We start from the raw sequence: 16,115 nt of genomic DNA on the forward strand, positions 1-16,115 counted from the left end.
ACTCGATTCCGATAACGGAGATGCTCCGCTCCCCTCTACTGCAGAACGTCTCTGTTCCGGTTCGAAAGGAGACTCCGAGGCGCACTTCAGACAGCACCGAACATAAGCCGCTTCCAGCCAAGGCGGCTCTCTCTGGGATGCCGATGCTTCCTACTTCTCCTCGTCAACGCTTTTTCTTTATGCACTTGTTCCATCGAAACTTTATATTATTATACCACATCCATCATGCAAACGTGCATAGAGGCCGATTAAAATTTTTCTTGCAACGCCCGCTCCAGCCGCTCGATCACTTTTTCTTTGCCGAGCAACTGAATGGCAAACGGCAGCTCCGGTCCGTGCGTTTGTCCCGTCACCGCCGCGCGGATCGGCATAAACAACTTTTTCCCTTTTTGCCCGGTCGCCTTTTGCACCGCTTTAATGGCCGCTTTAATCTCGTCTGCCGTAAACGGCTCAAGCTCACGCACGCTCTCAAGGAAGGTGGAAAGCACAGCCGGCACTTGCTCTTCAGCAAGCACTTGACGCGCCTCGTCCTCGTAGTCGATTTCTTCTTTAAAGAACAGCTCAGACAGCGGGACGATCTCCGCCCCGTAGCTCATTTGCTCTTGATACAAAGCAATTAAATCGCGCGCCCATTGCCGCTGTTCGTCCGTCATATCCGCCGGCAGGCGCCCGGCTTTCACTAAATGCGGCAAGGCCAGCTCGACAAGCCGGTCAAGATCAAGCTTTTTGATATATTGGTTGTTCATCCATGTCAGCTTTTTCGTATCAAACATGGACGGCGATTTTGACAGCCGGGAGACATCGAACATGCGGATCAGTTCGTCTTTCGTAAAAATTTCTTCCTCTCCTTCCGGCGACCAGCCAAGCAAAGCGAAAAAGTTGAACATCGCTTCCGGCAAATAGCCAAGTTCTTTGTATTGCGAGACGAACTGAATGATGGATTCATCGCGCTTCGACAGCTTTTTCCGCTGCTCGTTGACGATCAACGTCAAGTGCGCGAACTGCGGCGGCTCCCAGCCGAAATACTCGTATACCATGAGCTGCTTCGGCGTATTGGACAAATGTTCCTCACCGCGAAACACATGGCTGATTTCCATTAAATGGTCGTCGATGACAACAGCGAAATTGTATGTCGGAATGCCATTCGCCTTGACAATCACCCAATCGCCGCCGACATCTTTCGATTCAAACACCACTTTGCCGCGCACTAAATCGTAAAATTCGTACGTTTTCCCTTCCGGCACCTTCAGGCGGATCGTATACGGCTTCCCTTGCGCCTCGAGCTCCGCGACCTGCTCCGGCGTCAAATGGCGGCATTTGCCGCTGTACTGCGGAGCGGCGATGCCGGCCGCCCGCTGCGCCTCCCGCTCGCGCTCGAGCTCTTCCGGCGTGCAAAAACATTTGTACGCATGCCCTTGCTCAAGCAATTCATTCACATATTTTCGGTAAATATCGAGCCGCTCCGTTTGCCGGTACGGCCCGTAGCCGCCATCTTGATCAATCGATTCATCATAATCAATGCCGAGCCATTTTAAGTTTTCGAGCTGCGACTTTTCGCCGCCTTCGACGTTCCGTTCAATATCCGTATCCTCGATGCGGACGATCATTTTTCCACCGTGATGGCGGGCAAACAAATAGTTAAACAGCGCTGTCCGCGCCCCGCCGATATGCAAATGGCCGGTTGGGCTCGGCGCATAGCGCACGCGCACCTCTTTTGCCATCATCCAAACCCTCCACTTCCATCAAAGCTTGTGCTATTATTGTACCGTTTATCGCGGCAAAGTTCAAAACAGACAGCTCTCGCCTAAGCCGCACCACGCCGCCGACGCCCCCCCTTTACACCTCCTAGCCAGGACGGCGAACAAAGCGCTTATGTATTAAAGAACGAGGCCTTCCCAAATGATGCTGCCAAAGGCCGCTCCATTAGCTTTTTTGCAGCAAGACGACCGCCTGGGCGGCAATGCCTTCCCCCCGCCCAGTGAATCCAAGCTTCTCCGTCGTCGTTGCCTTCACATTGACTTGCGAGCGCTCGGCTTCCAGCAACCGAGCGATCACCGCCCTCATTTCTTCAATATATGGCGCCAGCTTCGGCTTTTGTGCGATGATCGTGCAGTCGGCGTTCACGAGCCTATACCCTTCCTGCCGAGCGAGCGCCCATACGTGCGCCAACAGCTCAGCCGAGTCGGCATCTTTAAAGCGCGGATCTGTGTCTGGAAAATGCCGGCCGATATCGCCGGCGCCGATCGCCCCAAGGCATGCGTCCGCCACCGCATGAAGCAGCACGTCGGCATCTGAGTGGCCGAGCAGCCCCTTTTCATACGGAATAGTAACGCCGCCAATGATCAGCGGACGCCCTTCAACAAGCTGATGGACGTCAAACCCTTGTCCAATGCGAAACATCTCTCCACCCCCATCTATTCGGCCATCCGGCTTGCCAAAATCGCTTCAGCAAACAAAAGGTCCTCCGGCGTCGTCAGCTTAATATTGCGATAATCCCCCTCAATGATCTTCACCGGCTTGCCGATTCGCTCCACAAGGCTGGCGTCATCCGTGCCGAGATAGCCAGCCTGTTTCGCCGCTTCGTGCGCTTCCATGATCAAAGACAGACGAAAAGCTTGTGGCGTCTGCACCGCCCACAAGCTGGAACGATCAATCGTCTGTTCGACAAACAAACCGTTCGCTTTTTTGATCGTATCTTTCACCCGCACTGCCGGGATCGCCGCCCCGTACTGAACAGCGGCGTTCACTAGCTCGTGCAAATGATGGACGCGGACAAACGGGCGGGCGCCGTCATGGATGAGAACAATCTCCTCCCCCGCGAGCGCCTGCAATCCGTTATAGACGCTATGCTGCCGCTCCTCGCCGCCGTCGGTAAGCGCGGCGACTTTTTGAATGCGAAAGCGGGCGAGCAGCTGCTCAAATCGGCTTCGCTCGGCTGGGTTGACGACGAGCACGATGCGGGTGCACCGCTCATCGCGCTCAAACACGTTCAGCGTCCGAACGATGAGCGGCTCACCGCCAAGCTCAAGGAATTGCTTGTTCATGCCGGCGTTCATCCGCTTTCCTCGCCCGGCCGCCAAGACAATCGCTTCGTAATTCATTGGCCGTTTCCCCTATTCGTTTTACAACGCTTTTTGCAGCAGTTTCAATTTGGCAAAAATCATTCTCCCTGCAGATGTTTGTAACACGCTGGTGACTAAAACGTCAACCCGTTTGCCGATATATTCTTTGCCATCTTCAACGACGATCATCGTCCCGTCGTCCAAATAGGCCACGCCTTGGTTATGCTCCTTCCCATCTTTAATGACGTGTACGTTCAGCTCCTCGCCTGGCAACACGACCGGTTTGACGGCATTCGCTAAATCGTTGATATTCAAAACACGCACGTTTTGCAGCTCACATACTTTGTTTAAATTGAAATCGTTCGTCACGACAACGCCTTGAAGCTGCTTCGCCAGCTTGACGAGTTTGCTGTCGACTTCCTGGACGTCGCTGAAATCCGCTTCATGGATTTCCACTTTCATCGCCATTTCTTTTTGGATGCGGTTCAAAATATCCAAGCCGCGGCGGCCGCGGTTCCGCTTCAGCACATCGGACGAATCGGCGATATGCTGCAATTCTTCGAGCACAAACCGCGGAATGACAAGCGGCCCTTCCAAAAACCCGGTTTGGCAAATGTCTGCGATCCGCCCGTCGATGATGACGCTCGTATCCAAAATTTTCACAGCACCGCCCTTTGACGGTTCGTTTTCCGCTTCTCCACCTTTTTTCTTCGCCATGCGATTGGACAAGGAAAATAAGTTCATCAACTCATTCCGTTTCTTTAAACCGACGCGAAACCCTAAGTAGCCAAGCAACACCGTCAAAAAAATCGGCAACACCGTATTCAACACTTGAATGTGAAACGACTGCAACGGCATGACAACGAAAAACGCGATAATAAGACCGAAAATCAGCCCGAGACTGCCAAACAGCACGTCGGCGGCCGGCGCCTTCACGAGCGTTTCCTCCACCCAGCGAATCATGTCGACCACATAATCGACAAGCCAAAACGTCAACAAAAAGAAAACGACTGCCCCCAGCACCGCCAGCGTATAAGAATTATTGAGAAGCGGCATGCCGCTCACATTCATCACCTTAAGCAAGTCAGGAAAAAACATGGCGCCTAACGTTCCGCCCACGGCGAGGAAAAATAATTGCACAATGCGTTTGACCATCAGCCCATCTTCACCTCCCTATTTAACATTATAAACAGTTTCCAATGTTTGAAACCAATTGGAAGGCAATTTTTAATCGTTTTTGAACATTCGACATCTGCTTGTAACAATAGCGGAAAACGCCGGCCAAACGCCGTAGTTGTTTCGGATCTCCCTACTATATTTTTACGTACATCAGAGCGAAAAGGTTCAATCCTTTTAGGCTGTTTATGCCTCTGCTTGAGCACTTAAGAATGAAGAGGCGATGAATTTTTGATCGCTCATATCCCCTTGGACACGAAGAAGCGGGCCGCGCAGGCGAAAGAGCGATTAACACATTGTATGCTCAAGCGCCTCGGCCACATGCGAAACACCGATCACTTGCACACCTTTTGGCGGCTGCCAGCCGGCTAAATTGTTTTTTGGCACAATGATGCGGGAAAAGCCTAATTTTACCGCCTCCTGCACGCGCTGTTCGATGCGCGAGACGCGGCGCACCTCTCCAGTTAAGCCGACTTCGCCGATAATGACATCCGCCGGATTCGTCGGCCGATCGCGAAAGCTCGAGGCGATGCTGACAGCGACCGCCAAGTCAATTGCCGGCTCATCAAGCTTCACGCCGCCCGCCACTTTCAAATAAGCATCTTGGTTTTGCAACAGCAGCCCAACCCGCTTTTCGAGCACGGCCATCAAAAGCGACACACGGTTATGGTCAAGGCCGGTCGCCATCCGTCTCGGGTTGCCGAAGCTCGTCGGCGAGACGAGCGCCTGGATTTCCACGAGCACCGGCCGCGTCCCTTCCATCGCCGCCACGACCGTCGAGCCAGCCGCTCCGCGCGACCGTTCTTCTAAAAACACTTCTGATGGGTTTTCCACTTCCTTCAGCCCAATGTCGCGCATCTCAAAAATGCCGATTTCGTTCGTTGAGCCAAAACGGTTTTTCACCGCTCGCAAAATGCGATACGTATGGTGTCGCTCCCCTTCAAAATAGAGAACGGTGTCCACCATATGTTCGAGCAGGCGCGGCCCGGCGATCGCCCCTTCCTTCGTCACATGACCGACGATAAAAATGGCAATGCCTTTTGTTTTCGCCAGCTTCATCAGCTCGGCCGTGCATTCGCGCACTTGGGCGACGCTGCCCGGTGCAGAGGAAATATCGGTGCGATACACCGTCTGAATCGAATCAATGATGACACAAGCAGGTTGAACCGTTTCAACCGCTGCCACAATGTATTCCAAATCTGCTTCCGCCAACACGTACAGCTGATCGCACTCCGCACGAAGGCGTCCAGCGCGCAGCTTTACTTGTTTGACCGATTCCTCACCGGAGACATACAGCACTTGATGCCCAGCGGCGGCCAGCTGCGCCGATGTTTGCAAAAGCAACGTTGATTTGCCAATGCCAGGGTCGCCGCCGATCAAAACGAGCGAACCTTTGACGATTCCACCGCCCAGCACGCGATCGAGCTCCGCGCTGTTCGTTTTCATGCGCGGCTCTTGCACCGCCTCCACGGCTGTAATCGGGACCGGTTTGGCCGAACCCGCCCGCTCCGAATGAAGAAATGCGCCGCGCACAGTCGGTTTCTCCTGCTCAATTTCCTCAACAAACGAATTCCATGTTTGGCATCCCGGACAGCGTCCAAGCCATTTGGCCGACTCATATCCACACTCTTGGCAAACGAACTTCGTTTTCTTCTTCGCCATCGATCTTAACCCTTTCTGTAACGTTTTCCAACGAAAAAAAGGCATGGGCAGGAAGCTGCCGCATGCCTTTTCTTCCCTCACACGACCGCTTGTTTCGACAATACGACAAACTCCCCGTCTTTGACATCCACGACGACTTTTTGCCCTTTGGCGATCGTGCCTTTTAACAATTCTTCGGACAAACGGTCTTCAACATGCTTTTGCAAGGCGCGGCGCAGCGGGCGGGCACCGTATTCTGGATCGAACCCTTCGGCGGCGATTTTCTCAATGGCGGCCTCCGTCAGCTCAAGATCAATGTCTTGCTCTTTCAGCCGCTTCACGAGCGTATCGGCCATCAATCGGACGATTTGTTTCAGATGGTCTTTTTCGAGCGAATGGAAGACGATGATTTCGTCGATCCGGTTTAAAAACTCTGGACGGAATGCTTTTTTCAGCTCATCCATCACTTTGCTTTTCATATCTTTGTATTGCTGGTTCCCGTCTTGAATGTTGAAGCCAACGTACTTATTCCGTTTCAGCGCATCGGCGCCGACGTTGGACGTCATGATGATGATCGTGTTGCGGAAGTCGACCGTCCGCCCTTTCGAGTCAGTCAGCCGCCCATCTTCCAACACTTGCAGCAAAATATTGAACACGTCCGGATGCGCTTTTTCCATCTCATCTAACAGGACAACCGAATACGGCTTGCGGCGCACTTTTTCCGTCAGCTGGCCGCCTTCTTCATAACCGACATACCCCGGCGGCGACCCGATGAGCCGCGATGTCGAGTGTTTTTCCATATACTCGGACATATCGATGCGAATGAGGGCGTCTTCATCGCCAAACATCGCTTCTGCCAAGGCTCGAGCCAACTCCGTTTTCCCAACCCCGGTCGGACCAAGGAAAATGAACGAACCGATCGGGCGTTTCGGGTCTTTCAGGCCAGCACGGGCGCGGCGCACCGCTTTGGCGACCGCTTTGACCGCCTCGTCTTGGCCGACGACACGCGAATGCAAAATTTCTTCCAGCTTGAGCAGCCGCTCCGTTTCCGTCTCAGCGAGCTTCGATACCGGAATGCCGGTCCAACTCGAGACGACCGCGGCGATGTCTTCGACCGTCACTTCCAAATTTTCTTGGCCTTGTTTTTCTTTCCACGCACGTTTCGTTTCCTCCAGTTCTTCGCGCAGCCGCTGTTCCATATCGCGCAGCGACGCCGCTTTCTCAAACTCTTGGCTTTGCACGGCCGCGTCTTTTTCTTTCCGCACTTCCTCGAGCTTTTGTTCAAGTTCTTTCAATTTCGGCGGTGCGGTGAACGAACGAAGGCGCACTTTCGAGCAAGCCTCGTCGATCAAATCGATCGCCTTATCCGGCAAGAAACGGTCGGTAATGTAGCGGTCGGACAACTTGACGGCTTGCACGATCGCCTCGTCGGAAATCGAAACGCGGTGATGCGCTTCATACCGATCGCGCAACCCTTTTAAAATTTGGATCGATTCTTCCACTGTCGGTTCATCAACGTAAATCGGCTGAAAGCGGCGTTCAAGCGCGGCGTCTTTTTCAATATATTTCCGGTATTCATCGAGCGTTGTCGCGCCGATGCATTGAAGCTCCCCGCGCGCCAACGCCGGTTTCAAAATGTTCGACGCGTCGATCGCTCCTTCCGCCCCACCGGCGCCAATTAATGTATGCAGCTCATCGATAAACAAGATGATGTTGCCCGCTTGACGAATTTCATCCATCACTTTTTTCAGTCGGTCTTCAAATTCTCCACGGTATTTCGTTCCGGCGACGACTGTCCCCATATCGAGCGTCATGACCCGCTTGTCGCGCAGCGTTTCCGGCACTTCGTTATTGACGATTTGTTGGGCTAACCCTTCAGCAATGGCCGTTTTCCCAACGCCCGGCTCGCCGATCAACACAGGATTATTTTTCGTCCGCCGGCTTAATACTTCAATGACGCGCTGAATTTCTTTACTGCGGCCGATGACCGGGTCCAGCCGCCCTTCGCGGGCAATCGCTGTCAAATCGCGGGCGAGGCTGTCAAGCGTCGGAGTGCTCACGTGCGAAGCACCGCCGCCATGGCCTGACATCGACTCATTGCTGCCAAGCAGCTGCAACACTTGCTGGCGCGCTTTGTTCAAGCTTACTCCCAAGTTGTTCAGCACGCGGGCGGCCACCCCTTCGCCTTCGCGGATCAACCCAAGCAAAATATGTTCTGTGCCGACGTATGAATGGCCGAGCTTCCGCGCTTCATCCATCGACAGCTCAATTACTTTTTTCGCCCGCGGCGTATAGTGGATCGTATGCGACACTTCACTGCCACGGCCGATGAGCGATTCGACTTCTTTTTGAATTTTATCTGGGCCGAGCCCAAGCGCCATGAGCGCCTTAGCCGCGATCCCCTCGCCCTCGCGGATGAGGCCGAGCAAAATATGTTCTGTGCCGATATTGTTATGGCCGAGGCGAATGGCTTCTTCCTGCGCCAGCGCCAGCACTTTTTGCGCCCGTTCCGTAAATCTGCCAAACATCATCGTTCATCACCCTCCATCTTTCTTCGTTCCTCCATCTTTAAACGCTCCCGGATCAGCGCCGCGCGGCGGACGTCCCGTTCTTCAGGGCGAAGCGCCCCGCCGGCATATTGCTGCAAAAATCCCGGCTGCGTCAAAATCATCAGCTCATTTAAAATGTTGCGCGAGATGTTCTTGATATATCCTAGATCAATCCCTAAGCGAACATCGGACAGACATTGCGCCGCTTCTTTCGATTCGATGACGCGGCAGTTGGCCAGTATGCCGTATGAACGGAACACCTTGTCTTCTAATTGTATGCCCAAAGTTTTCACTAATGCCTGACGAGCCGCTCTTTCTTGGGCGATCAGCTGCTGAACGATCGTATGCAAATCAGCAACAATGTCTTCCTCCGATTTCCCAAGCGTGATCTGGTTGGAAATTTGGAATATATTCCCCAACGCTTCACTCCCTTCACCGTATGTTCCACGGACAACAAGCCCAAGCTGGTTGATGGCAGGAATAATACGGTTAATTTGCTGCGTCAGCACAAGCGCCGGAAGATGCATCATCACCGAAGCCCGCAATCCCGTCCCGACATTGGTCGGGCAGCTCGTTAAATAACCAAGCCGCTCGTCAAAGGCATAGTTGACATACCCTTCAATCCAATCGTCCAATTCGCTCGCCGCCTCGAGAGCCTCAGCAAGCTGCAACCCCGGGAATAGGCATTGGATGCGGATATGATCCTCCTCGTTGATCATGATGCTGATTTCTTCATTTTCCGAAAGCAGACAAGCGCCAAACGGCGAATCCTCAGCCAGATGCGGACTAATTAAGTGTTTTTCTACCAATACCCGTTTTTCAATCGGCTGAAGCTCCGACATTTTCAACAACTCGAAGCGGCCTGCCCCTCCGTAAGAACGATGGGCGAACGTCCGTTCAAACAACGCGACGATTTGCATCGCTTCTTCACTGCTAAACAGCGTTGGAAAACGAAAGTCAACGATGTTGCGCGCCAGTCGGATGCGACTGCTTAAGACGATGTCCGAATCCGGCCCCTCTTGGCTCATCCACGCGCTGACCGCCGTATTGAAAAACTTCTCGAACGACATACCGCTTACATATCCCCCTCTCCGCGTCGACGCAGTTCATCCTCCAACGAGCGGATTTGGTCGCGCACCTCGGCCGCCCGCTCGAATTCCTCACGAGCAACGAGCTCCTGAAGCTTTTGTTTCAACATAGCAAGTTGCTTGCGCAAATGGAGAACGCCGCCTTTTCGCTTCGGAATTTTTCCTGAATGAGCGGTATTGCCGCTATGGAGCCGTTTCAAAATCGGCGGCAAGTAGCGTGCAAACGTCCGGTAGCAGTTAGCGCAGCCGAACCGCCCGATTTGTGTGAATTGATGGTATGTCATTTGGCACGTCTCACATTGAAGTACATCCGGGTTCGGAAACGCGTTCGCCGTCATCTCTTTCATCGGCGCTTGAAAGTTAAGAAGCCCCGCCAACAAGTTGTTGAGTGAAAAATCATCATTGCCGTAGAACGTAAACATATGGCCATGCTCTCTGGCACATTGCTCGCAAAGATGGAACTCCGTTTTCTCTCCGTTTACAATTTTTGTAAAGTGCATCGTGGCCGGCCGCTGCTTGCATTCTTGGCAAATCAATGCCTCCCCCTCCCCCTATTTGTATTTCAGCGACGTCAGCATCGCTTTTAACATGCGGGCCCGCAGTTCGTCCCGCTCGGGCAAATCGATATATAAAACAGAACGATCCATAGCGCTTAACATAATTTTCGCTTCCCGCTCCGAAATTACCTTTTCTTCAACGAGACGTTTTACCACATCTTCGGCATTCGATTGGCTGATGCGGTGGCCGACAAGCTCGAGCAGCTGGTCAATAAGCTGTGCTTCACTCTTTGTCTTCACTTTCATAATGCGGATATACCCACCGCCACCGCGCTTGCTTTCGACGATGTACCCTCTTTCAAGGGTAAACCTCGTATTGATGACATAGTTGATCTGCGACGGAACACATTGGAATTTATTAGCGATTTCGCTTCGTTTAATTTCAACGATATCTTGGTCGCTCATATTGAGCACTTGCTTTAAATATTGCTCAATGATGTCGGAAATGTTCGGCACTCTACCTACCACCTTCCTTACAACCAAGCTGCCTGGCGATGGGCCGTCCGCTGACCAGGACACCCCACTGCCTATTTGTTGACTTTGACTATATTTGACCTTACTCTTACTATACAATGTATTACGGAAAATTTCAAGAGTGACCAAAGAAGGAAAACTAACTATAGAATATCCGTTTTTTTGGACAATAAAACGTCAAGCAGCCGAATAAATGAAAAAGCACGCCTTTTCTTCCAAGGAAAGAAAAGACGTGCTTTCCATTTTGCCTAGCAGCGACCTACTCTTGCAGGGGCGCTGGCCCCAACTACCATCGGCGCTGGAGGGCTTAACTTCCGTGTTCGGGATGGGAACGGGTGTTTCCCCTCCGCCATAGCCACTAGGCAATGATGATCATCTTGGACAGTAATTATTATATCCATCCTGTTGGATTTGTCAACAGGATGTTCATTCCCTCAAAACTAGATAACCGTTGGAAGAAGCCGCTCGCCTGCGCTTTTCGCATTGTCCAGCTCCGGCTCGCCGCCGCTCGGGGTCAAATAACCTTCGCCTTCGGGATCGGAAATCCCTGCAGGCGAAGAACATTTGCCCGTCGCGGCGACCCGCTCGCCTGCGCTTTTCTTGGTTAAGCCCTCGATCGATTAGTATCCGTCAGCTCCACGTGTCGCCACGCTTCCACCTCGGACCTATCGACCTCGTCATCTTCGAGGGATCTTACCCGCTTTGCGCGGTGGGAAATCTCATCTTGAGGGGGGCTTCACGCTTAGATGCTTTCAGCGCTTATCCCGTCCGCACATAGCTACCCAGCGGTGCCCCTGGCGGGACAACTGGTACACCAGCGGTGCGTCCATCCCGGTCCTCTCGTACTAAGGACAGCTCCTCTCAAATTTCCTCCGCCCGCGACGGATAGGGACCGAACTGTCTCACGACGTTCTGAACCCAGCTCGCGTACCGCTTTAATGGGCGAACAGCCCAACCCTTGGGACCGACTACAGCCCCAGGATGCGATGAGCCGACATCGAGGTGCCAAACCTCCCCGTCGATGTGGACTCTTGGGGGAGATCAGCCTGTTATCCCCGGGGTAGCTTTTATCCGTTGAGCGATGGCCCTTCCATGCGGAACCACCGGATCACTAAGCCCGACTTTCGTCCCTGCTCGACCTGTCCGTCTCGCAGTCAAGCTCCCTTGTGCCTTTGCACTCTCCGAATGATTTCCAACCATTCTGAGGGAACCTTTGGGCGCCTCCGTTACCTTTTGGGAGGCGACCGCCCCAGTCAAACTGCCCACCTGACACTGTCTCCCACCCCGCTAAGGGGTGCGGGTTAGAATTTCAATACCGCCAGGGTGGTATCCCACCGTCGCCTCCACCGAAGCTGGCGCTCCGGCTTCCCAGGCTCCCACCTATCCTGTACAAGCGATACCAAAATTCCATATCAGGCTGCAGTAAAGCTCCACGGGGTCTTTCCGTCCTGTCGCGGGTAACCTGCATCTTCACAGGTAGTATAATTTCACCGGGTCTCTCGTTGAGACAGCGCCCAAGTCGTTACACCTTTCGTGCGGGTCGGAACTTACCCGACAAGGAATTTCGCTACCTTAGGACCGTTATAGTTACGGCCGCCGTTTACTGGGGCTTCGGTTCGCACCTTCGCTTCCGCTAAGCGCTCCCCTTAACCTTCCAGCACCGGGCAGGTGTCAGCCCCTATACGTCGCCTTTCGGCTTCGCAGAGACCTGTGTTTTTGATAAACAGTCGCTTGGGCCTTTTCACTGCGGCTCTTCAGGGCTCTTCACCCCAAAGAGCACCCCTTCTCCCGAAGTTACGGGGTCATTTTGCCGAGTTCCTTAACGAGAGTTCTCCCGCGCGCCTTAGGATTCTCTCCTCGCCTACCTGTGTCGGTTTGCGGTACGGGCACCTCTTCCCTCGCTAGAGGCTTTTCTTGGCAGTGTGAAATCGGGGACTTCCGGATTACTCCGTCGCCGTCACCGCTTAGCCTTATGATCCGCGGATTTGCCTGCGGATCAGCCTCACGGCTTGGACAGGCTCTTCCAGCCGCCTGCTCGCCCTATCCTCCTGCGTCCCCCCATCGCTCAAACGGGAAGAAGGTGGTACAGGAATCTCAACCTGTTGTCCATCACCTACGCCTTTCGGCCTCGGCTTAGGTCCCGACTAACCCTGAGCGGACGAACCTTCCTCAGGAACCCTTAGGCTTTCGGCGCAGAGGATTCTCACCTCTGTTTTCGCTACTCATACCGGCATTCTCACTTCTAAGCGCTCCACCAGTCCTTCCGGTCTGGCTTCTCTGCCCTTAGAACGCTCCCCTACCGATGACCAACGGTCATCCCGCAGCTTCGGCGGCACGTTTAGCCCCGGTACATTTTCGGCGCAGAGTCACTCGACCAGTGAGCTATTACGCACTCTTTAAATGGTGGCTGCTTCTAAGCCAACATCCTGGTTGTCTCGGCAACTCCACATCCTTTTCCACTGAACGTGCACTTCGGGGCCTTAGCTGGCGGTCTGGGCTGTTCCCCTCTCGACCACGGATCTTATCACTCGCAGTCTGACTCCCGGGCATAAGTCATTGGCATTCGGAGTTTGACTGGGTTCGGTAACCCGTTTGGGGCCCCTAGCCCAATCAGTGCTCTACCTCCAACACTCTCAAACCCGAGGCTAGCCCTAAAGCTATTTCGGGGAGAACCAGCTATCTCCAAGTTCGATTGGCATTTCACCCCTACCCACACCTCATCCCCGCACTTTTCAACGTGCGTGGGTTCGGGCCTCCAGCCGGTGTTACCCGGCCTTCACCCTGGACATGGGTAGATCACCTGGTTTCGGGTCGACGACGACGTACTCACACGCCCTGTTCAGACTCGCTTTCGCTGCGGCTCCGCCTCTTCGGCTTAACCTCGCACGCCATCGTCACTCGCCGGTTCATTCTACAAAAGGCACGCCATCACCCATCAACGGGCTCTGACTACTTGTAGGCACACGGTTTCAGGTTCTCTTTCACTCCCCTCCCGGGGTGCTTTTCACCTTTCCCTCACGGTACTGGTGCACTATCGGTCACTAGGGAGTATTTAGCCTTGGGAGATGGTCCTCCCTGCTTCCGACGGGATTCCTCGTGTCCCGCCGTACTCAGGATCCGCTCGGGAGGGAACGAAGTTTCGACTACAGGGCTCTCACCTTCTCTGGCCGGCCGTTCCAGACCGGTTCGTCTACCCCGTCCCTTTCTCACTCCCATCGTGAGCGGTCCTACAACCCCAAGAGGACATGCCTCTTGGTTTGGGCTGTTCCCGTTTCGCTCGCCGCTACTTGGGGAATCGCGGTTGCTTTCTTCTCCTCCGGGTACTAAGATGTTTCAGTTCCCCGGGTGTGCCCTCCATGCCCTATGGATTCAGGCATGGATACTGCCCCATTACGGACAGTGGGTTCCCCCATTCGGACATCTCCGGATCAACGCTTGCTTACAGCTCCCCGAAGCGTTTCGGCGTTTGCCCCGTCCTTCATCGGCTCCTAGTGCCAAGGCATCCACCGTGCGCCCTTTCTAGCTTAACCTATCGCGCTCTCGGCTTCTTCCTTTGCTTTTCCGGTTATCTAGTTTTCAAGGAACAAAATTGATTCTTGAGAGAACATGACTCGTTCCCTCAAAACTGAACGAAGCGACTGCCTTGAGTCTGCTTCTTTGCAGCTTTGCGCCGAGGAATCCATCTTCCTTGAACCTGCAAGAAGACGAAGGCGCAAAACACTTGAAGGAATCCTCATTCCTTCAAAACTGAACGAAACAGAAGCGCGTTTTGCTTTGAATAACGACTGATGTCTAGCTCCAGCGCCTGGCTCTCTTCTGCCAAATAACCTTCCCCCTCGGGGTGCAAGCACCCCTGCGGGTGAAGAACATTTGGCTTCGAGAGCCAAACGCGGCGCTTCTGCTTTTCTTCGTCCTTAGAAAGGAGGTGATCCAGCCGCACCTTCCGGTACGGCTACCTTGTTACGACTTCACCCCAATCACTTGCCCCACCTTCGGCGGCTGGCTCCCGTAAGGGTTACCGCACCGACTTCGGGTGTTGCAAGCTCTCGTGGTGTGACGGGCGGTGTGTACAAGGCCCGGGAACGTATTCACCGCGGCATGCTGATCCGCGATTACTAGCGATTCCGGCTTCATGCAGGCGAGTTGCAGCCTGCAATCCGAACTGAGAGCGGCTTTTTGGGATTCGCTCCCCCTCGCGGGTTCGCAGCCCTTTGTACCGCCCATTGTAGCACGTGTGTAGCCCAGGTCATAAGGGGCATGATGATTTGACGTCATCCCCACCTTCCTCCGACTTGTCGCCGGCAGTCCCTCTAGAGTGCCCACCTTCGTGCTGGCAACTAGAGGCGAGGGTTGCGCTCGTTGCGGGACTTAACCCAACATCTCACGACACGAGCTGACGACAACCATGCACCACCTGTCACCCTGTCCCCCCGAAGGGGGAACGCCCAATCTCTTGGGTTGTCAGGGGATGTCAAGACCTGGTAAGGTTCTTCGCGTTGCTTCGAATTAAACCACATGCTCCACCGCTTGTGCGGGCCCCCGTCAATTCCTTTGAGTTTCAGCCTTGCGGCCGTACTCCCCAGGCGGAGTGCTTATCGCGTTAGCTGCAGCACTAAAGGGTGTGACCCCTCTAACACTTAGCACTCATCGTTTACGGCGTGGACTACCAGGGTATCTAATCCTGTTTGCTCCCCACGCTTTCGCGCCTCAGCGTCAGTTGCAGGCCAGAGAGCCGCCTTCGCCACTGGTGTTCCTCCACATCTCTACGCATTTCACCGCTACACGTGGAATTCCGCTCTCCTCTCCTGCACTCAAGTCCCCCAGTTTCCAATGACCCTCCACGGTTGAGCCGTGGGCTTTCACATCAGACTTAAGGAACCGCCTGCGCGCGCTTTACGCCCAATAATTCCGGACAACGCTCGCCCCCTACGTATTACCGCGGCTGCTGGCACGTAGTTAGCCGGGGCTTCCTCGTGAGGTACCGTCACCGCGCCGCCCTCTTCGAACGGCGCTCCTTCGTCCCTCACAACAGAGCTTTACGACCCGAAGGCCTTCTTCGCTCACGCGGCGTCGCTCCGTCAGGCTTTCGCCCATTGCGGAAGATTCCCTACTGCTGCCTCCCGTAGGAGTCTGGGCCGTGTCTCAGTCCCAGTGTGGCCGGTCACCCTCTCAGGCCGGCTACGCATCGTCGCCTTGGTGAGCCGTTACCTCACCAACTAGCTAATGCGCCGCGGGCCCATCCGCAAGTGACAGCCAAAGGCCGCCTTTCAACCAAAGACCATGCGGTCTTCGGTGTTATCCGGTATTAGCTCCGGTTTCCCGGAGTTATCCCGGTCTTGCGGGCAGGTTGCCCACGTGTTACTCACCCGTCCGCCGCTGACCAAATCAGAGCAAGCTCCGATCCGGTCCGCTCGACTTGCATGTATTAGGCACGCCGCCAGCGTTCGTCCTGAGCCAGGATCAAACTCTCCAAAAGAAAGTTGATTGGCTTTTTGCTTCAGCCGCAGCACCAAAGGCGCTAAACGACCTCCGCTTTTCGTCGCGCTTCGTTTCGTTCAGTTTTCAAGG

The 16,115-nt window shown here is 54.2% G+C and carries 9 protein-coding genes, 3 rRNA genes and 1 other annotated feature (1 of these 13 only partly in view); all 12 genes read right to left on the minus strand.

The window, feature by feature from the left end; genetic code table 11:
• Window positions 1-176, minus strand: a binding site (T-box leader) (it extends 60 nt beyond the left edge of the window).
• 72 nt (window positions 177-248) lie between these two features.
• The 12 genes from gltX to ACVX3G_RS02295 all read right to left on the minus strand — a co-directional run bounded on the left by gltX (window position 249) and on the right by ACVX3G_RS02295 (window position 16,023).
• A complete protein-coding gene (gene gltX / locus ACVX3G_RS02240; protein ID WP_011229598.1) occupies window positions 249-1,721 on the minus strand; it encodes a glutamate--tRNA ligase in 1,473 nt (490 codons plus the stop codon).
• Between the two features lie 202 nt (window positions 1,722-1,923).
• Window positions 1,924-2,400 (minus strand): 2-C-methyl-D-erythritol 2,4-cyclodiphosphate synthase, encoded by a 477-nt coding sequence (gene ispF, locus ACVX3G_RS02245; RefSeq protein ID WP_011229597.1) that lies wholly within the window; start codon window positions 2,398-2,400, stop codon window positions 1,924-1,926.
• A 14-nt stretch (window positions 2,401-2,414) separates the two neighbouring features.
• A complete protein-coding gene (gene ispD / locus ACVX3G_RS02250; RefSeq protein ID WP_011229596.1) occupies window positions 2,415-3,101 on the minus strand; it encodes a 2-C-methyl-D-erythritol 4-phosphate cytidylyltransferase in 687 nt (228 codons plus the stop codon).
• A gap of 21 nt (window positions 3,102-3,122) precedes the next feature.
• Window positions 3,123-4,217: a PIN/TRAM domain-containing protein gene (locus ACVX3G_RS02255; protein ID WP_011229595.1), complete on the minus strand. Its 1,095-nt coding sequence runs from the start codon at window positions 4,215-4,217 to the stop codon at window positions 3,123-3,125.
• 309 nt (window positions 4,218-4,526) lie between these two features.
• Window positions 4,527-5,900 carry a DNA repair protein RadA gene (gene radA, locus ACVX3G_RS02260; protein ID WP_011229594.1) on the minus strand — a complete coding sequence of 458 codons (1,374 nt, stop codon included), beginning with the start codon at window positions 5,898-5,900 and terminating at the stop codon, window positions 4,527-4,529.
• Between the two features lie 77 nt (window positions 5,901-5,977).
• A complete protein-coding gene (gene clpC / locus ACVX3G_RS02265) occupies window positions 5,978-8,410 on the minus strand; it encodes an ATP-dependent protease ATP-binding subunit ClpC (RefSeq protein WP_011229593.1) in 2,433 nt (810 codons plus the stop codon).
• A complete protein-coding gene (locus ACVX3G_RS02270) occupies window positions 8,407-9,498 on the minus strand; it encodes a protein-arginine kinase McsB (protein WP_011229592.1) in 1,092 nt (363 codons plus the stop codon). Before ACVX3G_RS02270 ends, clpC begins: the two co-directional genes overlap by 4 nt.
• A gap of 5 nt (window positions 9,499-9,503) precedes the next feature.
• Entirely contained in the window at window positions 9,504-10,052 is a 549-nt protein-coding gene (locus ACVX3G_RS02275; protein WP_011229591.1) for a protein-arginine kinase activator protein McsA, read from the minus strand.
• Between the two features lie 15 nt (window positions 10,053-10,067).
• Window positions 10,068-10,529 (minus strand): transcriptional regulator CtsR, encoded by a 462-nt coding sequence (gene ctsR / locus ACVX3G_RS02280; RefSeq protein ID WP_011229590.1) that lies wholly within the window; start codon window positions 10,527-10,529, stop codon window positions 10,068-10,070.
• Window positions 10,530-10,793: 264 nt separating this feature from the next.
• A 5S ribosomal RNA gene (gene rrf, locus ACVX3G_RS02285) occupies window positions 10,794-10,910 on the minus strand.
• Window positions 10,911-11,147: 237 nt separating this feature from the next.
• A 23S ribosomal RNA gene (locus ACVX3G_RS02290) occupies window positions 11,148-14,077 on the minus strand.
• A gap of 388 nt (window positions 14,078-14,465) precedes the next feature.
• Window positions 14,466-16,023: ribosomal RNA gene (locus tag ACVX3G_RS02295) — 16S ribosomal RNA — on the minus strand.
• The 16S, 23S and 5S rRNA genes sit together here, the layout of an rRNA operon.
• Window positions 16,024-16,115 lie beyond the last annotated feature (92 nt).

It is taken from the genome of Geobacillus sp. PLS 41, assembly GCF_056494105.1.

Excerpts from the sequence above, each read along its gene's own strand:
- gltX (WP_011229598.1), bottom strand. The coding sequence starts at position 1,721 with ATGGCAAAAGAGGTGCGCGTGCGCTATGCGCCGAGCCCAACCGGCCAT.
- ispF (WP_011229597.1), bottom strand. The coding sequence starts at position 2,400 with ATGTTTCGCATTGGACAAGGGTTTGACGTCCATCAGCTTGTTGAAGGG.
- ispD (WP_011229596.1), bottom strand. The coding sequence starts at position 3,101 with ATGAATTACGAAGCGATTGTCTTGGCGGCCGGGCGAGGAAAGCGGATG.
- ACVX3G_RS02255 (WP_011229595.1), bottom strand. The coding sequence starts at position 4,217 with ATGGTCAAACGCATTGTGCAATTATTTTTCCTCGCCGTGGGCGGAACG.
- radA (WP_011229594.1), bottom strand. The coding sequence starts at position 5,900 with ATGGCGAAGAAGAAAACGAAGTTCGTTTGCCAAGAGTGTGGATATGAG.
- clpC (WP_011229593.1), bottom strand. The coding sequence starts at position 8,410 with ATGATGTTTGGCAGATTTACGGAACGGGCGCAAAAAGTGCTGGCGCTG.
- ACVX3G_RS02270 (WP_011229592.1), bottom strand. The coding sequence starts at position 9,498 with ATGTCGTTCGAGAAGTTTTTCAATACGGCGGTCAGCGCGTGGATGAGC.